Source organism: Comamonas sp. AG1104 (assembly GCF_003350425.1).
GTDB lineage: Bacteria > Pseudomonadota > Gammaproteobacteria > Burkholderiales > Burkholderiaceae_C > Comamonas > Comamonas testosteroni.
The window spans coordinates 466203-488438 of the sequence record NZ_QQAS01000004.1; the positions used below are offsets into that span (position 1 = coordinate 466203).

The window sequence follows — 22236 nt, forward strand, 5'->3', positions numbered from 1 at the left end:
AACTTCATTGGACGATTTGCTGAAAGCTGTTGTAGTGGTCGCCGGTGTAGAAGCAGGCATCGGGCACTTGGGGCTGCAAGCCGCCACAGACAATGCGCCGCGCACCCCGGTTTTTCGCGCCTGGCGTGCGCACGGTGTATTCGCGGTAATAGCCTCTGGCCTGGCGCGGAAGTATGCGCTCACGGTTGCCGAATACAGTGCCGTCCTTGTCGCTGGAAAACGGACCGCCCTGAAGGATACGACCATAAGTGGTGCGGCCTTCGCGCGGCAGTTCGGCCAGGCTCACGGTCTCAAAGCCGGGAACGGTGGCACCGACTTCGGGCGCTTTGCGCGCCAAAGCCGCAGGGGGTGCCAGCGCAAAAGCGGCACCCAGCATCAACGCTAAACCCGTCTGATATACCTTGGCTGCAGCGGCCTTGAGCATTCACTAAACCTTTCAGAATCTCAGGTAATGCCTGAAATTTCGACCCGTAAGTGTGACGGATAGGCCTCGAAAATGCAAGTTGCGCCTATTTTTTGTGCAGCCTGTCGAGCGGTTTTCGACGACAAAAAAGCCCTGTCGGCATGGCCGGGCAGGGCTTGGGCAGGGGCGTGGCAGCTTTTATTCGCCGTGGGCAGCGATTTCAGCCTCCACCTCGCGGTGTTTGGCCGTGATCGTGGCAGAAGGAGCTTTGTCCAGCAGGCTGACCACTATGATTGCGATAGCGGACAACGTAAACCCGGGAACGATTTCATAGAGCTTGAACCACTGGTAATGCTGCCAGACCAGCACCGTGACCGCGCCCACGACCATGCCGGCCAGCGCGCCGTTGCGCGTCATGCGGCCCCAGAGCAGAGAGATCAGCACCAGAGGGCCGAAGGCGGCGCCAAAACCGGCCCAGGCATTGCTGACCATGCCCAGTACCTTGGCCTTGGGGTCCTGCGCAATGAGGATGGCTATCACGGCAATGGCAAACACCATGGCGCGGCCAAACCAGACCAGCTGCTTCTGGCTGGCGTTTTTGTGCAAAAAGGTCTTGTAGATATCTTGCGTGAGGGCGCTGGAGCAGACCAGCAACTGGCAGGACAGGGTGCTCATCACGGCAGCCAGCACGGCAGCCAGCAGCACGCCGCTGATCCAGGGATTGAACAGCAGCTTGGCGACTTCCAGGAACACCAGCTCGTGGTTACCATTGACGTTTGCCGCAATCTCGGGGCGGCTGGCGAAGAAGGCAATGCCGAAGAAGCCCACAGCCACGGCGCCGCCCAGGCACAGCACCATCCAGGTCATGCCGATGCGGCGCGCGTTGGGAATGGTCTTGATCGACTCGGCTGCCATGAAGCGCACCAGAATGTGAGGCTGGCCGAAGTAGCCCAGACCCCAGGCCAGCAAGGAGATGATGGCAATCGACCCCTGGCCCTTGAACATGTCGAAGGCGCCGCTGCGGGCGGTGTCGATGATGGCCGCGCTGGCACCCACGCCGCCGTCGGCATAGATCACTATCAGGGGGGCCAGAATCAGCGCGGTGATCATCAGCGAGGCCTGGATCGTGTCGGTCCAGCTCACGGCCAAAAAGCCGCCTATGAACACATAGGCCATGGTGGCCACGGCACCCACCCATAGCGCGGTCTGGTAGTCCATGCCGAACATGGACTCGAACAGGCGGGCGCCAGCGACCACGCCGGAGGCGCAGTAGACAGTGAAGAACACCAGGATCACCAGTGCCGTGACGATGCGCAGCAGGCTGCTGCCATCCTCGAAACGGTTGGTGAAGTAATCGGGCAATGTCAGCGCGTTGCCCACCTTCTCGGTATAGACGCGCAGGCGTGCAGCGACAAAGCGCCAGTTGAGCCAGGCACCGATGCACAGGCCGATGGCGATCCACGAGGCCGACAGGCCAGTGGCAAACACGGCCCCGGGCAGCCCCATGAGCAGCCAGCCGCTCATATCCGATGCCCCGGCCGACAAAGCAGTGACCACCGAGCCCAGACTGCGCCCGCCCAGAATGTAGTCAGACAGGTTGGACGTGGCTTTATAGCCTGCCCAGCCTATGAGCAGCATGCCCAGCAGGTAGATGGCAAAGGTGACGATGGTTGGCGTATTGGCGGTCATGTCGGCTCCGGGTCGGCGCAGCGCTATCGGCATGTGGGTTACATGCCCGGCGAAAACAAATCCGCCAGCGGCCTCCTGGTGGGAGGCCTGCTGGCGGGTATCGGTGCGCAATTGGACCAGTTATTCGACAGCCCAGTGGGGCATGTGGCTGAAAACCGCGCTACTGGCTGTCCTGCGGCGCATTCAGTGGCGCCGCTGGCGGCAGTGGTGTGCCTATATCGCTCCAGCTTGACGGCGCGGGGGGTCTGGCGGGTGCCGGCATCATCTCGCCGGGCGCCAGCCCGGGGCTGCTGTCCAGATCGGGCGGCTGGGCGCTGCTGTCGGCGGGCGCCGGCTGGACGGCGGTCGAGGGCGGCGCTGCGGGCGTGCTTTCGATGATGTCGACCTCGCTGCCATTGCTCCTGTTGGGGGCTGGATGGGCAGGAGTCGTCGGCGCTGTGCGATCAGGATCGTTGCCCTCTGCTGCGGGCCCGCTCCATTCCTGAACCTTGTCGCGCAGGCGGCCCACCAGATCGCTCCACCAGTGGCTGGTGTTGGGCTCGGTGAACCGGGCCTTGGCATTGAGCAGCGGGCTGCGCATGGCGCGCGACATGAAGTCACCCACCATGGGCAGGGCGCTGCGCGAACCCTGGCCCCATTGGTCGCTTTTGAGCGTGATGCGTGCATCGTTGAAGCCGGCCCAGGCACCAGCCACGATCTGCGGGTGCATGAGGATGAACCAGCCGTCGGCATTGCCCTGGGTGGTGCCGGTCTTGCCGGCCACATCGGCGCGAATGCCGTATTGCTTGCGAATCGCGCGGCCCGTGCCCTTGTCGATCACGGCGCGCATCATCTCCAGCAGACCGTAGTTCTCTTCCTCGTCCCAGACCTGATCGGGCTTGGGCGGGGTGAATTCGGCCAGCAGCTCGCCATCGGCATTCTCGATACGGGTGACCAGCTGGGGCGGAATGTAGTGGCCGGAGTTGGCAATGCTGCCGTAGGCGTTGACCATCTCCAGCAGCGTGACGGGGCTGGAGCCCAGCGCCAGCGAAGGCACGGGCTCCAGCGGGCTCTGGCGCACGCCCAGAGCGCGGGCCAGCTTGATGACGCGGTCCATGCCCACTTCCTGGCCCAGCTCGGCCGTGATGGTGTTCTTGGAGTAGGCCAGCGCATCGCTGAGCTTCATGGGCACGCCCGTGGGCTCGACGGCATCGCTGGGACGCCATACCTCACCGCCGGGCAACTGGATTTCCACGGCTTCGTCCTTGCGCGTGTCGTCGGGTCTGGCGCCGCGCTGCAGGGCTGCGCCATAGACAAAGGGCTTGAAGGTGGAGCCGGGCTGGCGGCGCGCCTGGGCCACATGGTCGAACGCATCCTGGGCATAGTCGCGGCTGCCCACCCAGGCCAGCACGGCCGAGGTGCGCGGGTCTATGGCCAGAAAGCCGGCCTGCACGCGGGTCTTGTCCTCGCGCAGCTGCCTCATGAAGGCCTTGTCGGCCAGCAGCTTCTTGAGCGCTTCTTCTTCGCTGATATCGGAAGGCCTGCCGCTTCTGGCGAGCTTGCGAAAGGCCTCCGTCTCGCGCACCAGCTGCAGCACCAGCGCGTTCTCGGCGCTCCAGCCGTCGCGGTGGCTCCAGTTGTTGTTGGCAATGCCCTGCAGCGTATGCATCTGGCGGTTCACGGCCTGCTGCGCCCAGTTCTGCAGGCGCGAATCCAGGGTGGTGCGCACTACCAGACCGTCGGTGTAGATGTTGTAGTCGTTCTTGTCGGCCCAGGCGATCAGCCATTTGCGCAGCTGCTGGGAAAAATGCGGCGCCATGCCCGTGGGTTCTTCCTGGCGCTCGAAGTCCAGACGCATGGGGCGCTTCTTCAGGCGCTCGAACTCATCGTCCTTGAGCTCGCCGCGCTTGACCATCTGGCTCAGCACGGTGTTGCGCCGGGCAATCGCGCGGTCGGGGTTGATCACCGGGTTGTAATAGGCATTGCCCTTGAGCATGCCCACCAGCGTGGCGCTTTCCAGCACCGTGAGCCTGGCCGCCGGCTTGTCGAAATAGGTGCGCGCCGCCATCTCTATGCCATAGGCGTTGTAGAGAAAGGGCACGGTGTTCAGATAGGTCTCGAGAATCTCGTCCTTGGTGTAGAGCGCCTCGATCTTGAAGGCCGTGATCGCCTCCTTGAGCTTGCGGTTCACATTGCGGGCGCGGCCGATTTCTGTGGGATAGAGATTGCGCGCCAGCTGCTGGGTGATGGTGGAGCCGCCCTGGGGATTGCCGCCCAGCGTATGGATGACTGAACCCACGGTGCGCGTGAAGTCCATGCCATGGTGCTCGTAGAAGCGGTGGTCTTCGGTGGCCACGAGGGCCTTGACCACGGCGGGCGAAATCTGCTCCAGCGGCACCCACTGGCGGTTGCTGCGCTTGAACTCGCCGATCAGCTTGCCGTCGGCGCTCAGGATCTGCGCAGGCTGCTCGAGCTTGGCCTTGCGGATGTCGCTGATACTGGGCGTGAACGGAATCAGCAGCAGCACATAGACGACAAACAGCACCGGCAAGGCCGCAGCAAACCACAGCCATTCACGCCGCGTCGGCCAGCGACGCCACCAGGGCATGGCCGCAATGCGCTGGCCGGCAGTGCTGGCGCGCGCGCGCATCCAAAAAGCGGTGGCCTGGGCTACCCATTTTTCTTTCAATTCGTTCAAGGACAAACGCACGTTGCAAGGCAGCCCGCCAAGGGCCGCAAGAAGGCAAGACTGCGAAGAATGCCCAAAAAACAGGCGCTCTGCTTGCGGGGATCGGTTTTTCTATGGTCGCAGCCCCGGTATTGTCTCCGTGGCGCGGTTAAGCAGGGTTGTTTCTAGCTGTGAGACCGGTTGCTGACTGCCTTAAGCTTGCGGCTTCGCATTGGCGGGAGAGCAGCATGGCAAACAGCGTTTATGACTTTGAAGCCACCGACATCCAGGGGCGCAGCACTCCTCTGTCGCAGTACCAGGGCAAGGTATTGCTGATCGTGAATACCGCCAGTGCCTGCGGCTTCACGCCCCAGTACAAGGGTCTGCAGACCTTGCACGAACAGTATGCGGACCGGGGCCTGGTGGTGCTGGGCTTTCCCTGCAACCAGTTCGGTGCCCAGGAGAAAGGCTCGGATGACGAGATCGCGAGCTTTTGCGAGCAGAACTTCGGCGTCAGCTTTCCGCTGATGCACAAGATCGAGGTCAACGGCGACGGTGCGCACCCGCTGTACCGCTGGCTCACCTCTGAAGCGCCGGGCGTGCTGGGCACCAAGTCCATCAAATGGAATTTCACCAAATTCCTCGTGGGCCGCGACGGGCAGGTGATACGCCGCTACGCGCCCCAGGACAGGCCCGAGAAGCTGTCGGACGATATCCAGGCGGCTCTGGGCTGATGCTGTCGTTATCGTTTCGATAGCTGACAGCGCTTGCCCAGAAAGTGCTGGAGGCGGTTTTGATGCTCAGTCTTCCGACAAGGTCCTGAAGGACTGGGCCAGATGGTCGAGCAGTGCGCGCACGGCGGGCAGCTGACCGCGACGCGAGGCGTAGACGGCGTGGATGATTTCGGGGCGCGGTTCCCAGCCCGGCAGCACCTGCACCAGCGTGCCGCTGCGCAGGTCTTCGCGCACGAACATGCTGGGCAGCTGAACCACCCCTGCGCCCAGCAGAGCCGCATCGCGCAGGGCCAGCATGGACTGCGTCACCAGCCGCGGCTGGTGCCTGACCTCGGCGCGCACGGCCTCGGGCCCGTGCAGTACCCAGCGGTGGGTTTCCTGCAGGCTGCCCATATCCAGGCTGGGCCAGGCCGACAGGTCCATGGGGCCGCCGGGCTGACCCAGGCGCTGCAGCAGCTCGGGGGCGGCCACCAGGCATTGCCGGCGCTCGGCCAGCGTGCGCAGCACCAGATCGCTGTCCTGCAGCGGCGGCGGGCGCACGCGCAGGGCCAGATCCAGCCCCTCGCCAATCACGTCCACGCGCCGGTTGGTCTCGTCTACCTGCAGCTCCACGCGCGGGTACTGGCGCATGAATTCTCCCAGCATGCGGCCCACGCGCGAGGCCAGCAAGGCCACGGGGCAGCTCATGCGCACCTTGCCGCAGGGCTCGGAATGCACCAGCGCCACGGACTCCTCGGCGGCCTCTGCCTCGGTCAGCATGGCGCGGCAGTGCTGGTAGTAGCGCTTGCCAACCTCGGTCACGGCAAAGCTGCGCGTGGAACGCAGCAGCAATTGCGCGCCCAGGCGTTCCTCGAGCAGTGCCACGCGGCGACTGAGCTTGGACTTGGGCAACCCCAGGGCGCGGCCTGCAGGCGCGAATCCGCCGTGCTCCACCACCTGGGCGAAGTAGTACAGCTCGTTGAGATCGGGCAGCTTCATTGTTTTAAAAATAGAACTCTGAGGCTGAATATTGTGGACTACTCAAGTCATCGTTCCAAATTCATACTTTCTCCATGTTCAACGCCTGCGGCATCCATAGGAACCGCAGGCCAGCCGCAAGGAGAAATGTCATGCTCAAGAAAATCCTGGGTGTCTACGAAGCTCCCCGTCCCCACTGGGTGGGCAATGGCTTTCCCGTGCGCTCGCTGTTCAGCTATGGCGACCACGGCAAGGCCCTGAGCCCCTTTCTGCTGCTGGATCATGCAGGCCCTCAGACCTTCACGCCCACCACGGCACGGCGCGGCGTGGGCACGCATCCGCACCGCGGCTTCGAGACCGTGACCATCGTCTACGAGGGTGAGGTGGCCCACCGCGACTCCACCGGCGCTGGTGGCACCATCGGCCCCGGCGACGTGCAGTGGATGACGGCAGCCTCGGGCATCCTGCACGAGGAGTACCACTCCGAAGCCTTTGCCAAGAACGGCGGCCCGCTGGAGATGGTGCAGCTGTGGGTCAACCTGCCGGCCAGGGACAAGATGTCCGCCCCCGGCTACCAGACCTTGCTGAATGCGGACATCCCGCAGGTCGCGCTGCCGGACGGTGCGGGTCATCTGCGTGTCATTGCCGGTGACTACCTTGGCAGCCAGGGGAGCGCCTCTCGCGGTCCGGCGAAGACCTTCACGCCTATCGATGTCTGGGATGTGCGGCTGAACGCCGGAGCAGCCACCGAGCTGCAGGCCCGGGCCGGCCGCACGCTGGCGCTGGTGGTGCTGCACGGCACGCTGCTGGTCAACGGACAGGAGATTGCCCGCGCCGGACAGCTGGTGCATATGGATCGCGCTGCGGACAGCGTGCATCTGGAAGCCAACAGCGACGTCACGCTGCTGTGGCTGTCAGGCGAACCGATTGACGAGCCCGTGGTCGGCTACGGCCCCTTCGTCATGAACAGCGACGAGGAAATCCAGCAGGCGCTGGAGGACTTCCGCAGCGGCCAGTTCGGCCGCATTCCGGCAGCCGAGCGCCATGCGCCCACGGCCGTGCTGAACCACTGAGCCCTCAGTGCCACCGTATCCCCGGCCCTGCAGCGATGCGGCCGGGGAGCGAGACCTCTGCCTTCGCTCTCAACTCCAAGGAGACTTCCATGAGCATCCAGACCGCAGCCATCCCCGCCAATTTCAACGGTGCCAAGCCCGTGATCGATCCGGACAACGTGGCCATGCTGCTGATCGACCACCAGAGCGGCCTGTTCCAGACCGTGCAGGACATGCCGTTCACCACGCTGCGCCGTCTGGCCAGCACGCTGGCCAAGATCGCTTCGCTGGCCAAGATCCCCGTGATCACCACAGCCTCCGTGCCTCAGGGCCCCAACGGTCCGCTGATTCCCGAAATCCACCAGAACGCACCTCACGCCACCTACGTGGCGCGCAAGGGCGAGATCAATGCCTGGGACAACGAAGACTTCGTCAAGGCCGTCAAGGCCACGGGCAAGAAGCAGCTCATCATCGCCGGCACCATCACCAGCGTCTGCATGGCCTTTCCCTCCATCGCTGCCGTGGCCGATGGCTACCAGGTGTTTGCTGTCATCGATGCGTCGGGCACCTACTCCAAGATGGCCGAGGAAATCACTCTGGCCCGCATGCTGCAGGCCGGTGTGGTGCCCATAGACACCGCGGCCGTGGCCTCGGAGTTGCAAAAGACCTGGAACCGCGAAGACGCGGCTGAATGGGCACAGGCCTATACCGGCATCTTCCCCAACTACCAGCTGCTGATCGAAAGCTACGCCAAGGCACAGGAAGTGGTACAGAACCACGAAGTGCTGGATTCCCAGCGCGTTTGATTTTCCTCACCCCTCCACTACCTCTGAAGGAGATCGTCATGAGCAACAAGCCCTATATCCGCCTCGACAAGGACAATGCCGCCGTGCTGCTGGTGGATCACCAGACCGGTCTGCTGTCCCTGGTGCGCGATATCGACCCCGACAAGTTCAAGAACAATGTGCTGGCCCTGGCCGACATGGCCGAATACTTCAAGCTGCCCACGATTTTGACCACCAGCTTCGAGACCGGCCCCAATGGCCCGCTGGTGCCCGAACTCAAGGCAAAATTCCCCGCGGCTCCCTATATCGCCCGCCCCGGCCAGATCAATGCCTGGGACAACGAGGACTTCGTCAAGGCCGTCAAGGCCACGGGCAAGAAGCAGCTCATCGTGGCCGGCGTGGTGACCGAGGTCTGCGTGGCCTTCCCGGTGTTGTCGGCTCTGGCTGAAGGCTTCGAGGTGTTCGTGATTGCAGATGCTTCGGGCACCTTCCACAGCATGACCCAGCAGGCTGCCTGGAGCCGCATGGAGCAGGCCGGCGCCCAGCTCATGACCTGGTTTGGCGCGGCCTGCGAGCTGCACCGCGATTGGCGCAACGATATCGAGGGCTTGGGGACTCTGTTCTCCAACCACATCCCCGACTACCGCAACCTGATCAACAGCTACACCACGCTGACCGCCGGCAAGTAAGCCTGCGGCTTTAGAACAAAGCCCGCAAGCTTTTGCAGCCTGCGGGCTTTTTTGCTGTTGATTTATTGGAATTGATAGCTGTTGACGCTTGATGGGTAGGCGTTCAAGCCTGTTTCTGCTTCAAGTCTGGAAGGCAGCTTGCGCTGCTCTGATCTGTGTCATGCATGGGCTCGGCCTGAGCAAAGTTCTTGCTGTATGCGATGCCCCAGTTGCGCATGGCAATCAGCACCGGCTGCAGGCTGCGGCCCAGCTCGGTCAGCGCATAGTCCACGCGTGGTGGTACTTCGGCATACACCGTGCGCTCGACAATGCCGGCCTCTTCCAGCTCGCGCAACTGCAGCGTCAGCATGCGCTGGGTGATGCCGCCGATGATGCGGCCCAGCTCGCCAAAGCGCTTTTTGCCGGGCAGCAGATGGAACAGGATGACGGGCTTCCAGGTGCCGCCCATCACCGACAGCGTCACCTCCACGGCGCAGCCGCTCTTGCTGTTCAATCGTTTCATGATCACCTCGCTGCAGTTCCGGACTGCAAGCATCGTAGCGCCAGCCAGCGCCCATGCATTACTTACATTTTTAATACTACCCAACAAATATGTTGGTACTGGCGGCTGGCGTGCATTGGCGGCACCATGCAGAGCATCTGTTTCACCTCTTGAGGAGCACTCCATGAAAGTCATGCAACTGGCCGCCCCCGGCGGTTTCGAACATCTGAAGCTTGTCGACCTGCCTGCACCTGCGGCACCCGCCGCCGGCGAGATCCAGGTACGCATTCACGCCAGCTCGCTCAACTACCACGACCTGGGTGTGGTGCGCCGCCCCGGCGCGGCGGCCGACGGCCGCATTCCCATGGCCGACGGTGCTGGCCTGGTCACGGCCGTGGGCGCAGGCGTGACGGAATTTGCCGTGGGCGATGCCGTGGTTTCCACCTTCTTTCCGCAATGGCTGTCGGGCCGCCATGTGCCGTCCGACTTCCAGCTCGTACCCGGCGACGGCGTGGACGGTTTTGCGCGTGAACAGGTCAACCTGCCCGCTACCAGCTTTACCCATGCTCCCAAGGGCTGGAGCCATGCCGAGGCCGCCACGCTGACCACGGCCGGCCTCACGGCCTGGCGTGCGCTGGTGGTGGACGGGCATCTCAAAGCCGGCGACACCGTGCTGGTACTGGGCACGGGCGGCGTCTCCATCTTTGCGCTGCAGATGGCCAAGAGCATGGGCGCCACCGTCATCGCCACCACATCCAGCGCGGCCAAGGCCGAGCAGCTCAAGACATTGGGGGCCGATCTGGTGATCAACTACAAGGACCAGCCCGAATGGGGCGACGCCGTGCTGGCCGCCACCGGCGGTCGCGGTGCCGACATTGTGGTCGAGGTCGGCGGCCCTGGCACCCTGCCCCAGTCCATTCGCGCCTGCGCCGTGGGCGGCCATATCGCACTGATCGGCGTGCTGACCGGTTTTGCGGGTGCCGTGCCCACGGTGGAGATGATGCGCAAGCAGCAAACCCTCAAGGGCCTGATCGTCGGCAGCCGCGAGCAGCAGCAGGACATGGTGCGCGCGCTGGAGAACTTCGGCTGGAAGCCCGTGATCGACAGCCGCTATCCGCTGGAACAGATGGTGGCGGCCTTCGAGCATCAGGCAGCGGGCAAGCATTTCGGCAAGATCTGCCTCGAATATTGATGGCTGATGGCGCTTTGTGCGCCTGAGTTTGAGGATGATGGGGCATGTGGCTCTTGTTGGGCCGCATGCCTTATTTGCTTTCAGAGGTCGGGTCTCGGCCCGCCAGCCGACCTACTTTCTTCTGCCGGTGTGCCGGACCACCAGAAAGTTGGCAAAGAGCCGCCCCCCTGCTGCCCACGTCCCCTTCGCTGCGCTACGGGGCAACCTGCGCCGTCAAGCTCTTGGGGCTGTGCGGCAAAACTCACTGCGCGCTTTCAGCGCTCCGTTCAAACAGGTTGCCGCAGATTTGAAGTTGAAGCGTCTGCACTCTGCGGTGCAGCCGCACGCACCAAGAGGCTGCCATCACAGGCGTGGGCAAAAGGGGCAATACCGGATGCGGGATAGCTTCTTTTTACTTTTGATAGCTGCTTGCGTTTGCTGAATAAGCGTTACAGCCCGGTTTGCTCATAGCTCTCGCAGGCCGCCCGAATTCACCCGTGTGTCTGTGCCTGCGGCACGCGGTTCGCGCTGCGGGCATTGGCACCGCAGAGTGCCAATGCTTTGTCTTCAAATCTGCGGCAACCTGTTTGAGCGGCGCGCGTAGCGCAAAGCGCAAAGCGACTTTTGCGGCACCGCAGCCTGAAATGCGTGGCGCAGGTTTGCCCGTAGCGAAGCGCAGGGACGCAGACAGTCGGGTTGTGCTCTTTGCTTACTTTCTGGCGACAGAAAGTGAGTCGCCCGCCGGGGCGAAATCCCGGCCTCTGTCGTGTACGGCAACATTGAATCTATTTTGATAGCTACCAGCGCTTGACTCGATTGAGCTAGAGCCTGATTTAGCTTGAATTCTCTGTTTTGACGACACAGAGAAAAAACCGCCCATTCCGAATATCAGCTCGCAACCGATACTCGAAATAAACCCAAGCCTGCATTGAAGCCAACGTGAGCGACAGCTTTAATCGGTTTTGCAAGATTCAGAAAGGCTTCATCGGATATAAATACCTCCATTCCTGAAACAAGAAGATACAAGTAAGAGGTGGAGGCAATGGCGGTATTAATTCCCGCGCTTGGAAGCTGCGCGGGGCGTATGACCAGCGGTGAAAAACGTTTGGCCGAGCGTTTGCAGCAAAAACTCGAAGATGATTATTTGCTGTGGTGGGATGTGCCAATTGGTCCCAAACAGACGCGGCCCGATTTTGTGGTGGTTCATCCGCGCCGGGGTGCGCTGATTCTGGAAACCAAGGATTGGCATCTGGAAACCATTCGCAAGGCCACGCGCGAATATTTCGAAATTCTCGACAGCAGCAGCGGCCAGCCCAAGGTGGTGATGAGCCCGCTGCAGCAGGCGCGCCACTGCGCGATTCAGGTCATCAATGCACTGGAGCGCGATCCGCAACTGGTGCAAGGCGACGGCGATCACAAAGGCAAGTTGGCTTTCCCCTGGGGCCATGGCGTGGTCTTCACGCGCATCACGCGCAAACAGTTCGATGCGGCGGGTCTGGGTGACGCACTGCCCGGCCATCTGGTCATCTGCCAGGACGAAATGGTCGAAGCCGTGGATGCCGAGGCCTTTCAGCAGCGTCTCTGGGATATGTTCCCGCACAGCTTTGGCCGCGCCATCAGCCTGCCACAGCTCGACCGTATTCGCTGGATTCTGTTTCCCGAGGTGCGCGTGCCCCAGCAGCAAAACCTGTTTGGAGACGGCGCGCAGGATGAGGAAGAGCTGCCTGACATCATGCGCGTCATGGACCTGCAGCAGGAGCAACTGGCACGCAGCCTAGGCGACGGCCACCGCGTCATCCACGGCGTAGCGGGCTCGGGCAAGACCATGATCCTCGGCTACCGCGCCGAGCATCTGGCCCAGACGCAAGGGCTGGGTAGCAAGCCGATTCTGGTGCTCTGCTACAACGAGCCGCTGGGCGTGAAGCTGGCGGCCAGCATGGAGACCAAAGGCCTGCAGGATCGCGTCCATGTGCGCCACTTCCACAAATGGTGCCGCGAGCAATTGGTGACTTACAACCTGTTGCCGGAAGACGCCAACAAATGGCCCGTGGGCAAGGCCATGGAAGAGTTTGTGCTGCGCGTCATCAAAGGCGTGGATGACAAGCACATCCCCGCAGGCCAGTACCACGCCATCCTGATCGATGAAGGTCATGACTTTGCGCCCGAATGGCTGAAGCTGGTCACGCAGATGGTGGACCCGAGCACGAACAGCCTGCTGTTGCTCTATGACGATGCGCAAAGCATTTACGACCGAGGCCAAAAGCGCAACTTCAGCCTCAAAAGTGTGGGCATACAGGCGTCCGGCCGCACCACCATTCTCAAGATCAACTACCGCAACACGCGCCAGATTCTGCAACTGGCCCATCGCGTGGCTGGCGACATGCTCACGCCCGAAGACGCCAAGGACGAAGACGGCATTCCGCTATTGAAGCCGCTGAGCTGCGGCCGCGAAGGCCCCGAGCCCATCGTCATTGACCTGCCCACCCTGCCCGAACGCGCTGCCCGCATGGCCGAGTTGCTGGCCGATCAGCATGCGCAGGGCCATGCCTGGGGCGAGATGGCGGTACTTTGCCGTCATTACGACGAAATGGAGCTATGTGCCGATGCTCTGCGCCGCAAAAGCCTCCCTTATCGCCTGCGTAAACGTGCGGGCGACTTTAAGCCTGAAGAAGACTCCATCAAGGTCATGACCATGCATGCGAGCAAGGGGCTGGAGTGGCCGGTGGTGGCTGTTGTGACTTCGGATGAAGAGCGCAAGGCTCGGGATGTGAAGAAGGATGGGGCATTGGAGGCTAGGTTGGTTTATGTGGCTTCGACGCGGGCGACAAAAATTATCACTTTCTCCTGAATTCTAAGAGATCTAAATGAGTACGTTTGATATTTACCGATACCAAATCTTGCCTGCATCCCAGCAGCAGCAGTCACTTTTTAACGAACTAGTTTCTGCGGATGAGCTAAGACTGAGAAAAAACCATTATTTCTCTGAAATATTAAATGGAGAAATGAATTTTGAGCACAAAGGCCTAATCATTAAATGTATAAGGGAAAATATTGGGAGTAATCTATATTTATTTAAGATTGGTGTTTATAAAAATGTCGATAGAGATAATGAAGATTTTCAAAGAGAGAAAATACCTAGTTGGCCTAATGTGACGGTGATCATAAATAATCTTGATGATCGACAAACAATTTTAATTTCTAGAAACGTAAAAGCATTTTCTACAACAAAAGTTGTTTCCAATATTTTGGAGAAAACATTTGATCAAGCCTTGAATTACATGGGCTTAACTATTCAAATCAGAGAAACATTTAATCCAAACCATTTTTGGGGATTGATGAGGGAGAACGAAGGAAGAGTTGATCGAGTTAGGTTTGAGATGGTTGCGCCTAACATGGCGAGCATAACAAAGGCTTTGAAAATTGACTTGCGCCAGCTTAATAGAGAATCAAATTGCCAAAAGGTTAGCTTGCAATTAGAGTCCTTGCCAAAAACAGCTTTAGAAATTGATCCTGAGGATGAGTTGATTAAAGGCTGTGTAGAATATGCCTCTCTGGGTGGGGGAGATATCGTTGTTAAGTTAAAGGGTGTGCGTAAAGAGATTAGAACTTCTGAAAAAATTCAGATTGTTGAAATTGACGAAATGACATTGAGTGGGCTGAATCAAGATACGTTACTACTGCTTAACGAGAATTTATGATATTTGATTGGCTGAAAAATGTTGCATTGTATATATTGTCATCTGTAGCTACTGTTTCATTCTTGAAATGGATTGACTCAGATTTTATCGAAAAAACGCTTGCCAGCAATTTAATGACAATTGTTGTTGGTATTCTTGCAGTGAATATCCAAACAATTGTTATTATTGCGGTTAGGCTCAAGGATGTATCAGAGAAAGAAGGAATAGATTTTTCAAGAACTATTGCTCAGGTGAAAATCTCGTTGTATGAGCAATGCGCTCTGATATTTTTATCCTTTGTATCTGGCTCTTTATATGCGATTAAAAGTGGCTCTGTAGATGTTATTTATATAAATGTAATCACTGTATTTGCAATAATCGCTGCATTGCATATATTTATAGATACTGCTGTAGGAATGCTAGGTTGCTTATTTCCTGATGATTAATTTATTGGGGATGATATCCACCCCTATAAGTTATCTTATCGCTAGATAGTGGAAGTTTCATAGTTTGCAATGCCTCGTTGAATTCCTTGTGCTTGATGTATCCGGGCCAGAGGTTTTTGGCTTGTTTTTCTATTTTTCGTGTATGCCTGTTAGCCCGCTGAGGCGGGCTCGACCCGGTAGTCGAGCTACTCGTATTTGCCTCGTCATCGAAGCGTCGGCTGAAGAAAAGGCGACGGCGTTGCCCACGACCCCTTCGCTGCGCTGCGGGGCAACCTGCGCTGTCAAGCTCTTATGGCTGTGCGGCAAAACTCGCTGCGTGCTTGCAGCACTCCGCTCAAACAGGTTGCCGCAAGTCAGAGCACGATGCGTCTGCACTCTGCGGTGCAGCCGCGCGCCACAAGAGGCCGCCGTCGCAGGCGTGGGCACAAGGGGCGAGATACCGAAAGATAGCTTCTTGCAGATTTGATAGCTGCTACCGCAATCTGTGATTGGGCTAGATGCCACTTCCGTCACAACTCTCGCAGGCTGCCCGTATCCGCTCCCACCCGTGTGTCAGCGCCTGCGGCACGCGGTTCGGGCTGCGGGCATTGGCACCGCAGAGTGCCAATGCATCGTGAACAAATTTGCGGCAGCCTGTTTGAGCGGCGCGCGTAGCGCAAAGCGAGTTTTGCCGCACCGCAGCCTGAATGGCGTGACGCAGGTTTGCCCGTAGCGAAGCGCAGGGACGCAGACAGTCGGGGCGTGTTCTTTTGCCTTCTTTGCTTGCACGAGCAAGAAAAGAAGGTCGCCCGCCGGGGCGAAATCCCGGCCTATGTCGCCAGCAACGCAGCAAGTGGTGAATTCAGCGCAGTTGGAAATGGATAGTCGCAAGCGCTTACCGCATAAGCACTACAGCCCAGAAGCCTCAGTCCTCAGCCCCCAGCACCACCCTCGCCCTCAACGCCGTCCGCCCCGGCGACGACTCAATCCCCAGCGATCCGCCGACCCGCGCAATCCGCACCGCCATGGAGCGCATGCCTACGCCCAGGCCCGATGCATCCACGGCCTGCACATCAAAGCCTACGCCGTCGTCCTCGATCTCCAGCAGCAGCTCCTCGGCCTGCGACTGCACCAGGGACAGGCGCACATGACGGGCCTGGCTGTGCTTGATGACATTGGTCAGCGCCTCTTCGATCAGGCGGGTCAGAGCCAGATATTGCAGCGCGTTGGGCGGCTGGCTCCAGCTTTGCGGAAACTGCCAGTCGCAGCGCACACCCAGGGCCTCGAACAGGTCGTTGAAGCGGCGGCGCAAGGGTGCCAGCCATTCCTGTGGAGTGGCTGGCACGCGCACCTGGGCCGAGGCGTTGCTGTCTATGCTCTGGCGCAGATCGTTGCGGATGAGCTTGAGCATGGACAGCACCTGGGGCCGGGTCAGGGCATCGCTGCCCTGCTCGACGGAAGCAATCATGTGGACCAGCTCGCCGCCCAGGCCGTCGTGCAGGTCGTGGGTCAGGCGCAGGCGCTCCTGCAGGCGCGCGTTGGAGAGCTTCTGGGCCTCCAGCTCGGCCCGCAAATGCTCGGATTTTTTCTGCTCGGTGATGTCGAAGGTGAAGCCGATCAGCGCTGTGGGCTGGCCCTGTTCGTCGCACAGCACATGCACGACTTCCTTGACCCAGACAAAGCGGTTGTCGCTGGTCAGCGCACGGTACTCGGCCTCGTGATCCACGCCAGCCAGGCAAAGCTCCACGCAGCGCGAAACGGTCTGTTCGCGCTCGTCGGGGTGGATGCGTTCGGCCCAGTCGTTCACGGTCTCCCAGCTCTCGGGGCTCCAGCCCAGCAGATCAGCGATCTGCGGGCCGATATAGCTGTATTTCTTCGTGGTCCAGTCAATCTTGAAGGGAATCGCCAGGGTGGATTCCAGCAGCGTCTGATAGAGGCCGTTGTCCGTGTCGGGTTCGAGGGTGCGCAGGCGGGGGCGGGCTTCAAGCATGGGACGCTCCTGTCAGATCGAGAAGAGGGTGGGTGGTGGGCAGCTCGTTCCAGAACCAGTAGAAATAGCCGCCTTCGGTTTGCAGCAGGGTCTGGGTTTTGACGCTGGAGCGCTCTATCCCGCGCCAGCAGGCCAGGGCCGAATTGCGGTTGCCGTGCAGATCCAGGCAAGTCTGTCCAGGCAGATTGGGCCGGGGAGGCACATACAAGGCCATGCCACGCGGCAGCCAGAGGTCGGCCAGACAGATCTTCTGCTGCTGTGGCCAGTACTTTCCCACCGAAATCACCAGCGGCAGGTGTGGGTCGATGGAGGTGAAGACATGCGGGAAATCGTGATGTTCGAGGTCGGTGCAGACCTTGCCCAGCAGGCGGTAGCCGGTGCCCTCATAGGGCGAGCGGTGCCCGGCAAACATGCCGTACTCATAGTCGACCAGCGAAAGATGCGGCTGCGGGCTGGTGATGCGAATTCCCTGGCCCGGCTCTATCAGCGTCATGCCGAATGCCGCTGCAGTTTTATGCGTGACTGCAATGGCCTTGTACTCGACCTGATCGGCCTGGAACTCCAGTCTGGTCTGATTGCCGTACTTGGGGTCTGGGCGGGTGGTGGTCGCAGAAAGGACGCGGTACGCGTTGCCGAGGGCGACCTCGGGGTCACTGGTGGCAGGCTCTTGCAGCTTCAAGCCTGTGGGCGGCTCTGCGCAATAGTGCGGGAACCCGTGGATATTGCAGAAAAACGGTGTCTGCGACAGATCGACCGACGTCGGCGCCTCTTCCTTGATGAACAGCACGGGATCAAAAAACTCTTGCGCCATTGCCTGTCACTTCGCGGTGATTGATAGCAGAGATCGCGGCCCTGTGCGGCGGTACGGCACCTGCAGTCATGGGTTGATTGATATGTCAGTCAGTGATGCAGTCTAAATCAAGGCTGTTACAAAGACCTGGGTGTGCAGGTGCTGCGGGCCAGGGGGCCTGAGGGTGTCAGTGGCCGTCACGGCAAGTGCGCATTATTTTGATAGCTGCCAGCGCTTGATACATAAGCGATACAGCCATAAGACCTTCTATTTCACGAGCACCGGTTCGCCAATCGCGAAGAACTGCCCGCCCGCCACATAGTGCAGGGTGCGCAGCTCGGCAGGCGCGGAGCCGAACTCCCAGTGTCCGTTGCGGAACACGCGCTCGTCGGCCCAGGCCGCCACGACTTCGGCGATGAACAGGTCATAGCTTTGCTGGTTGTGCGGCTCGGGGATCAGCTTGCAGACCAGCCAGGCGGCGGAGCCTGCCACCAGTGGGACATCGAAGCCCGGGGCGTCGAAAAGCTGCACGCCATGTTTGACGAGTTTGTGAGGTTCGGTCACTGCGCTGTCCGTGCCTATGCCCACCGTCAGGGCGGCTTGGGGCACTGTGGGCAACTGCAGTGCGAAGAGGCCGCTGCGCTCTACCAGCGCACGCGTGCGCGTGGCCTTGTCGAGCACCACGCTGATCTTGGGCGGCGCGAAATCGAGCGCGCAGGCCCAGGCCGCGCTCATGGCATTGCGCTCGCCCGCATGCTGGGCCGAGACGATGACCGTGGGGCCGTGATTGAGCAGGCGGTAGGACTTGTCCAGGGGAACCGGGGTGAAATGATCTGGCAGCATGGTGGGCTGAAAATGGGTGACAGAAGAGGACGGCAAGCTCCCGTTACGATGGCTTGCCGATTTCCCATCTTCGCCCGAAACAGGGCTTTTCCAGGAGACAACCATGTTTAGCCACATCATGCTGGGTGTAAATGATCTGGAGTCCAGCAAGCGCTTTTACGACGCGCTGCTGGGTCAGCTGGGCATTGCCCCCGGCGTTGCCAACAAGAACCGCTTCTTCTACCGCAGCCCCACGGGCGTGTTTGCCATCTCCACGCCCATCAACGGCGAGTCGGCCAGCTCGGGCAATGGCGCGACCACGGGCTTTCTGGCCCAGTCCACCGATCAGGTGAACGCGGCCCATGCGGCGGGTCTGGCAGCCGGTGGTGTGTCGATCGAGGACGCGCCGGGCTGGCGCGGCGACTCCATGTATCTGGCCTATCTGCGCGACCCCGACGGCAACAAGATCTGTCTGGCCTATCGCCCCGCCAAGGCGTGATCCACGCCGCATGAATCAGGGCTGCGCAAGCGGCCCTTTTACATGGCAGGAGTCAGATCGCGTCATTGGGACTTGAGGGCGTTGGCCAGGGCCTGGATCTTGAGGTACTGACGCGCCAGATTGTTGCGCGCCAGCTGTTTTTGCTCCGCCGATACAGGCAGCTTGGCCACTTCGGCATCCATTTCGCTCAGCAGCTCAGGCGGGATCTTGCTGAAGTCCACAGGAGCGGCATCGGCTGAAGCGGGCTGCAGCAGCGCCGGTGTTGCTCCGACCGAGGCAGGTACCTCCACGGCTGCGGGCTTGGTCCTGGGCTGGAGCAGGGCCACGATTTCGGGCGTGCCCTGGGCCTGCGCGATCTGCAGCGCCGTCTTGCCGCTGCCGTCGATGGCGTCGAGATTGATGCCGCCGCCGTCGATGAACAACTGAACGGCCACATCGTCCTTGCGTCGTATGGCATCCATGAACTGCGGCTGAGAGTGATAGGTCATGCCCATGGCGGTGAGGTTCTTGCGCGCTTCCACCTTGGTTTGCAAGGGCGTGCCAACCGCAGCGGCGGTTTGCGAGGCGGCGACGGTGACGGTAGCGGTGGCTTCGGGAGCCGGGGGAATCAGGGCGGTCACGGCCTGCAGATCCGGGGTTTCCTGCGGACGGCCGGGAATATCGATGCGTTCCACCAGCAGCTTGGGAAGCTTGGTGCGAATGGCGTCGATGTTTTCCTTGAGCTGGCCCGCAGCCCGGTCCTCGTCGCTGCCGCGTATGGCCTTGGTAATGCCATTGAACAGGCCCGAGGTCAGTGACTCGGTGCGCTTGATGCTGTAGTACACCACATAGGCCTTGACACCCTGGGCAAAGCTATAGAGGCAGACTTGATGGCCTTCGGCGATAAATGCAAAGGCGTTCTTGACGGGTGGGGGCTTTTTATAGATCTCGGCATAGGCGTCCTCGCAAAGGTACTCGGGCGAGGGTACGGCTCCCGACATCTGCTTGAGTCTGGGGGCGCCGGGGCGCGCGGGCGGTGTGGACGGCATGGCGCGGTAGCTGAGATTGGCGGGAATCGCGAACTGGGACAGTGCGTCCTTGATGCCATTGGCCGCATCCTGAGGTGGCGTGCCGGGGAACACCAGTTCCGCCTTGCTTATCTGGATGTCCCACTGGTCGCGAATGTCTGCCGCGAGCGCATTCATGCCCAGCCCCGTGCCCACCAGGGCCGCCAGCAACGTTTTCTTGTACACAAATCTCTCCCTTGTTGTTCGTTTGCTCAAGTCTGACGAACAGCGATTCTGAATCATTTGGTAACAAATCTAAGCAAAGAAGCATGGAAAAAGACGGGCCTGGGCCGGCTTCACGCTTGCTCATGCCCGACCTGCAAGCGGTGATGCTGCGCCCGCTGCCGGTGCAAAACCGGGGCAGGCGGCACAATGGCTGCTTTGCAGCGCGGGCGGATGTCTGGCTGCTGCACCACATTCAGTAGTTTTTTCATGACCAACACCACCACTCCTGCCGAAGACCATCTGTGCGATGCCTGTGCCGGCATTCAGCGCAACTGGCGCAAAGCCCCCGGCCATGCCGAACTGATGCAGCGCGGCAACCGCAAGGAGGAGCGCGGCTCGAGCACGGCGACGGTGACCCGTTATGTCTGCGAGCGCTGCGGCACGGTGTGGGACTACGAGAACAACAAGCAGGACCAGCGCAAGGGCTGGTCCGTGGTCGGCAGAATTTAACCCCTTCAGCCGCTGCGCACCTTGCCCCCGGCAGGGGACGATAGCCTCGCTGCGGGGTGGTGGGGCCGCCCAGGCACTTGCTGGCTGCCTCTTTCCTGAGCCAGCGTCGGTTTTTGAAGTTTCGGCGTCTTCGGGCGCCGTTTGTTTTTTGAAGGAGGCTGCGTGCAATCAGCAAGCAACGAGTGGTTTGACGAGGCGTATTACCAGCGCTTTTACTTTGACAAGAAGACCAGCGTGATCGATCCCGAGCACGCGCGGCGGCTGGGTGCGTTCGTCTGCTCGTATCTTGCGTATCTGCGCGTGCCCGTGCAGCGGGTGCTTGATGTGGGCTGCGGCATAGGCCTGTGGCGCGAGGCGGTGCAGAGGCATTTCCCGGGCGTTCAGTATCAGGGCGTGGAGTTCAGCCCCTATCTGTGCGAGCGCTATGGTTGGGAGCAGGGCTCGGTGGTGGATTGGCAGCCCAACGATGGCCAGCCTTTCGATCTGGTGATTTGCCAGGGCGTGCTGCCCTATCTGAGCCCGGCCGATCTGAAAAAGGCGCTGGCCAATCTGGGCCGGCTGTCGCGCGGCGCTCTCTACATAGAGGCGGTGGCACGCGAGGATTACGAGCGCGACATCATTGACGAAGATCTGACCGACCCGCGCCTGTATCGTCACCGCGCCGAGCTGTACCGCCGCGGCCTGCAGCCTTACTTCAAGGAGCTGGGCGGCGGCGTATGGCTGAGCCGTCGGGCGGATATGCCGCTGTTCGAACTGGAGTGCGTTGGGGGCTGAAACCTCTTGTTCTTGGTGATTTCGGGGCCTGCACCTATATTGCGGGGCTTGCGAACTCACAAGGATATGCAGATGCCTCATTGCTGGATCAAACGCTGCGGAGTCTGGACCGTTGCCATGGCTGGCGCAGCCCTGCTGCTGGCCTGCTCGGACTCCAAGACCGAGGGCGCCGCACCCCCGGCACAGGCCCCGGCCGCTGCGCCGGCCCCCGCGCCTGCACAGCCTGCCACCCAGGCCCAGCGTGTGATTGACCAGTTGTTCAGCACCGAAACCATAGGCATGAATCTGGCCTATGTGGAAAAGATTGCCGGCCCGGCCATGCGCTCGGAATTCCACCGCCACCAGTTCCGCACCGACGGCTGCGACATCACCCTGGTCAGCGACGAAGCCGACAAGGTGATCGAGTCTGTCGAGATCGATATCGCACCCAGCTGCAATCTCTCGCTCAAGAGCGTGCTCAATGTGTCCGAGGGTCAGCCCGATATAAAGCTCGGCGATCTGACCTTTGGCGGCTTCGAGCCTTTGCTGGACAGCCGTTACTACGCCGACTGCCTGACGCTGTGCGGCAATGCCGCCGACCCCGTGGTCTATCTGGAGGCCAAGGGTTCACGTCTGACCAACTTCATCAATTACTCGGTGCAGGCCCCCATGGTGGACGGCAAGGTGCTGGATGCGACGGCCGCCTGGCGCGATGCCATGGTCAAGGCAGAGTCCGAGGACTATGTGCTGGACACGCGCTTCAACTGCGAGCCGGATCGCTTCAGGAACGTGATTTCCGCCGGACTCAGGAATGCCAGGCCCACGGTGTTCAGCTTCGGCCGTGGTCCGACCTTCGAGCAGGGGGGCTGTGAGTAAACGGCGCTCCTGCAGCATCAGCACTGGATTTGGCAAAGGCGGGACAATCCGGGCATCTGTCTGAACCTGCTGGTG

The 22236-nt window shown here is 60.7% G+C and carries 21 protein-coding genes; 12 read left to right on the forward strand and 9 right to left on the reverse strand.

Annotated elements, in window-relative coordinates; translation table 11 throughout:
* Positions 1 to 4: 4 nt before the first annotated feature.
* The 3 genes from DFO48_RS13935 to DFO48_RS13945 form a co-directional block, all read right to left on the reverse strand.
* Complete coding sequence (locus DFO48_RS13935) at positions 5 to 424, reverse strand: ribonuclease domain-containing protein (RefSeq protein WP_003072352.1); 420 nt, start codon at positions 422 to 424, stop codon at positions 5 to 7.
* A 177-nt stretch (positions 425 to 601) separates the two neighbouring features.
* Positions 602 to 2125 (reverse strand): sodium/proline symporter PutP, encoded by a 1524-nt coding sequence (gene putP, locus DFO48_RS13940; protein ID WP_114863845.1) that lies wholly within the window; start codon positions 2123 to 2125, stop codon positions 602 to 604.
* Between the two features lie 127 nt (positions 2126 to 2252).
* Positions 2253 to 4721: a penicillin-binding protein 1A gene (locus DFO48_RS13945; RefSeq protein WP_114863751.1), complete on the reverse strand. Its 2469-nt coding sequence runs from the start codon at positions 4719 to 4721 to the stop codon at positions 2253 to 2255.
* 266 nt (positions 4722 to 4987) lie between these two features.
* On the opposite strand from DFO48_RS13945, the gene DFO48_RS13950 reads away from it, so the two are divergent.
* On the forward strand, positions 4988 to 5473 hold the full coding sequence (locus DFO48_RS13950) for a glutathione peroxidase (RefSeq protein WP_114863752.1): 486 nt from the start codon (positions 4988 to 4990) through the stop codon (positions 5471 to 5473).
* A 66-nt stretch (positions 5474 to 5539) separates the two neighbouring features.
* On the opposite strand, the gene DFO48_RS13955 is transcribed toward DFO48_RS13950, so the two are convergent.
* Positions 5540 to 6451, reverse strand: coding sequence for a LysR family transcriptional regulator (locus DFO48_RS13955; RefSeq protein WP_114863753.1), 912 nt, complete (start codon positions 6449 to 6451; stop codon positions 5540 to 5542).
* Between the two features lie 131 nt (positions 6452 to 6582).
* Between DFO48_RS13955 and DFO48_RS13960 the strand changes: the two genes are divergently transcribed.
* From DFO48_RS13960 to ycaC, 3 genes are all read left to right on the forward strand, one after another.
* Entirely contained in the window at positions 6583 to 7503 is a 921-nt protein-coding gene (locus DFO48_RS13960; protein ID WP_114863754.1) for a pirin family protein, read from the forward strand.
* Positions 7504 to 7592: 89 nt separating this feature from the next.
* A complete protein-coding gene (locus tag DFO48_RS13965; protein ID WP_003066964.1) occupies positions 7593 to 8288 on the forward strand; it encodes an isochorismatase family protein in 696 nt (231 codons plus the stop codon).
* Positions 8289 to 8326: 38 nt separating this feature from the next.
* Positions 8327 to 8956 carry an isochorismate family cysteine hydrolase YcaC gene (gene ycaC / locus DFO48_RS13970; protein WP_114863755.1) on the forward strand — a complete coding sequence of 210 codons (630 nt, stop codon included), beginning with the start codon at positions 8327 to 8329 and terminating at the stop codon, positions 8954 to 8956.
* Positions 8957 to 9059: 103 nt separating this feature from the next.
* Here ycaC and DFO48_RS13975 read toward each other — a convergent pair whose 3' ends face one another.
* A complete protein-coding gene (locus DFO48_RS13975) occupies positions 9060 to 9458 on the reverse strand; it encodes a helix-turn-helix domain-containing protein (RefSeq protein ID WP_199406999.1) in 399 nt (132 codons plus the stop codon).
* A gap of 163 nt (positions 9459 to 9621) precedes the next feature.
* Here DFO48_RS13975 and DFO48_RS13980 point away from each other — a divergent pair, with 163 nt between their 5' ends.
* The 4 genes from DFO48_RS13980 to DFO48_RS25165 all read left to right on the forward strand — a co-directional run bounded on the left by DFO48_RS13980 (position 9622) and on the right by DFO48_RS25165 (position 14731).
* Positions 9622 to 10629, forward strand: coding sequence for an NAD(P)-dependent alcohol dehydrogenase (locus DFO48_RS13980; protein WP_114863757.1), 1008 nt, complete (start codon positions 9622 to 9624; stop codon positions 10627 to 10629).
* A gap of 1063 nt (positions 10630 to 11692) precedes the next feature.
* The gene (locus DFO48_RS13985; RefSeq protein WP_114863758.1) at positions 11693 to 13456 is read left to right on the forward strand and encodes a 3'-5' exonuclease; all 1764 of its coding nucleotides are present in this window, start codon (positions 11693 to 11695) and stop codon (positions 13454 to 13456) included.
* Positions 13457 to 13472: 16 nt separating this feature from the next.
* Complete coding sequence (locus DFO48_RS25160) at positions 13473 to 14306, forward strand: hypothetical protein (RefSeq protein ID WP_147282737.1); 834 nt, start codon at positions 13473 to 13475, stop codon at positions 14304 to 14306.
* Positions 14303 to 14731, forward strand: coding sequence for a hypothetical protein (locus tag DFO48_RS25165; RefSeq protein ID WP_147282738.1), 429 nt, complete (start codon positions 14303 to 14305; stop codon positions 14729 to 14731). Before DFO48_RS25160 ends, DFO48_RS25165 begins: the two co-directional genes overlap by 4 nt.
* 904 nt (positions 14732 to 15635) lie before the next feature.
* Here the strand turns inward: DFO48_RS25165 and DFO48_RS13995 are convergent.
* From DFO48_RS13995 to DFO48_RS14005, 3 genes are all read right to left on the reverse strand, one after another.
* Positions 15636 to 16700, reverse strand: a complete 1065-nt coding sequence (locus DFO48_RS13995) for a PAS domain-containing protein (RefSeq protein WP_114863760.1) — start codon at positions 16698 to 16700, stop codon at positions 15636 to 15638.
* Positions 16693 to 17511 (reverse strand): hypothetical protein, encoded by an 819-nt coding sequence (locus DFO48_RS14000; RefSeq protein WP_003072381.1) that lies wholly within the window; start codon positions 17509 to 17511, stop codon positions 16693 to 16695. The genes DFO48_RS13995 and DFO48_RS14000 overlap by 8 nt, the downstream gene beginning before the upstream one ends.
* A 246-nt stretch (positions 17512 to 17757) precedes the next feature.
* Positions 17758 to 18333 (reverse strand): flavin reductase family protein, encoded by a 576-nt coding sequence (locus DFO48_RS14005; protein WP_114863761.1) that lies wholly within the window; start codon positions 18331 to 18333, stop codon positions 17758 to 17760.
* A gap of 103 nt (positions 18334 to 18436) precedes the next feature.
* Here DFO48_RS14005 and DFO48_RS14010 point away from each other — a divergent pair, with 103 nt between their 5' ends.
* Positions 18437 to 18811 (forward strand): VOC family protein, encoded by a 375-nt coding sequence (locus DFO48_RS14010; protein ID WP_003072386.1) that lies wholly within the window; start codon positions 18437 to 18439, stop codon positions 18809 to 18811.
* 62 nt (positions 18812 to 18873) lie between these two features.
* Here the strand turns inward: DFO48_RS14010 and DFO48_RS14015 are convergent, their stop codons facing one another.
* Positions 18874 to 20043 (reverse strand): ankyrin repeat domain-containing protein, encoded by a 1170-nt coding sequence (locus tag DFO48_RS14015; RefSeq protein WP_114863762.1) that lies wholly within the window; start codon positions 20041 to 20043, stop codon positions 18874 to 18876.
* Between the two features lie 246 nt (positions 20044 to 20289).
* Here DFO48_RS14015 and DFO48_RS14020 point away from each other — a divergent pair, with 246 nt between their 5' ends.
* From DFO48_RS14020 to DFO48_RS14030, 3 genes are all read left to right on the forward strand, one after another.
* Positions 20290 to 20532 carry a hypothetical protein gene (locus tag DFO48_RS14020; RefSeq protein WP_003066979.1) on the forward strand — a complete coding sequence of 81 codons (243 nt, stop codon included), beginning with the start codon at positions 20290 to 20292 and terminating at the stop codon, positions 20530 to 20532.
* Positions 20533 to 20694: 162 nt separating this feature from the next.
* Entirely contained in the window at positions 20695 to 21306 is a 612-nt protein-coding gene (locus DFO48_RS14025; RefSeq protein WP_003072391.1) for a class I SAM-dependent methyltransferase, read from the forward strand.
* 72 nt (positions 21307 to 21378) lie between these two features.
* Positions 21379 to 22161: a hypothetical protein gene (locus DFO48_RS14030; RefSeq protein ID WP_003072393.1), complete on the forward strand. Its 783-nt coding sequence runs from the start codon at positions 21379 to 21381 to the stop codon at positions 22159 to 22161.
* Positions 22162 to 22236: the final 75 nt, after the last annotated feature.

Coding starts and splice junctions, on each gene's coding strand:
- DFO48_RS13935 (WP_003072352.1), bottom strand. CDS start 424: ATGCTCAAGGCCGCTGCAGCCAAGGTATATCAGACGGGTTTAGCGTTG.
- putP (WP_114863845.1), bottom strand. CDS start 2,125: ATGCCGATAGCGCTGCGCCGACCCGGAGCCGACATGACCGCCAATACG.
- DFO48_RS13945 (WP_114863751.1), bottom strand. CDS start 4,721: ATGCGCGCGCGCGCCAGCACTGCCGGCCAGCGCATTGCGGCCATGCCC.
- DFO48_RS13950 (WP_114863752.1), top strand. CDS start 4,988: ATGGCAAACAGCGTTTATGACTTTGAAGCCACCGACATCCAGGGGCGC.
- DFO48_RS13955 (WP_114863753.1), bottom strand. CDS start 6,451: ATGAAGCTGCCCGATCTCAACGAGCTGTACTACTTCGCCCAGGTGGTG.
- DFO48_RS13960 (WP_114863754.1), top strand. CDS start 6,583: ATGCTCAAGAAAATCCTGGGTGTCTACGAAGCTCCCCGTCCCCACTGG.
- DFO48_RS13965 (WP_003066964.1), top strand. CDS start 7,593: ATGAGCATCCAGACCGCAGCCATCCCCGCCAATTTCAACGGTGCCAAG.
- ycaC (WP_114863755.1), top strand. CDS start 8,327: ATGAGCAACAAGCCCTATATCCGCCTCGACAAGGACAATGCCGCCGTG.
- DFO48_RS13975 (WP_199406999.1), bottom strand. CDS start 9,458: ATGAAACGATTGAACAGCAAGAGCGGCTGCGCCGTGGAGGTGACGCTG.
- DFO48_RS13980 (WP_114863757.1), top strand. CDS start 9,622: ATGAAAGTCATGCAACTGGCCGCCCCCGGCGGTTTCGAACATCTGAAG.
- DFO48_RS13985 (WP_114863758.1), top strand. CDS start 11,693: ATGACCAGCGGTGAAAAACGTTTGGCCGAGCGTTTGCAGCAAAAACTC.
- DFO48_RS25160 (WP_147282737.1), top strand. CDS start 13,473: ATGAGTACGTTTGATATTTACCGATACCAAATCTTGCCTGCATCCCAG.
- DFO48_RS25165 (WP_147282738.1), top strand. CDS start 14,303: ATGATATTTGATTGGCTGAAAAATGTTGCATTGTATATATTGTCATCT.
- DFO48_RS13995 (WP_114863760.1), bottom strand. CDS start 16,700: ATGCTTGAAGCCCGCCCCCGCCTGCGCACCCTCGAACCCGACACGGAC.
- DFO48_RS14000 (WP_003072381.1), bottom strand. CDS start 17,511: ATGGCGCAAGAGTTTTTTGATCCCGTGCTGTTCATCAAGGAAGAGGCG.
- DFO48_RS14005 (WP_114863761.1), bottom strand. CDS start 18,333: ATGCTGCCAGATCATTTCACCCCGGTTCCCCTGGACAAGTCCTACCGC.
- DFO48_RS14010 (WP_003072386.1), top strand. CDS start 18,437: ATGTTTAGCCACATCATGCTGGGTGTAAATGATCTGGAGTCCAGCAAG.
- DFO48_RS14020 (WP_003066979.1), top strand. CDS start 20,290: ATGACCAACACCACCACTCCTGCCGAAGACCATCTGTGCGATGCCTGT.
- DFO48_RS14030 (WP_003072393.1), top strand. CDS start 21,379: ATGCCTCATTGCTGGATCAAACGCTGCGGAGTCTGGACCGTTGCCATG.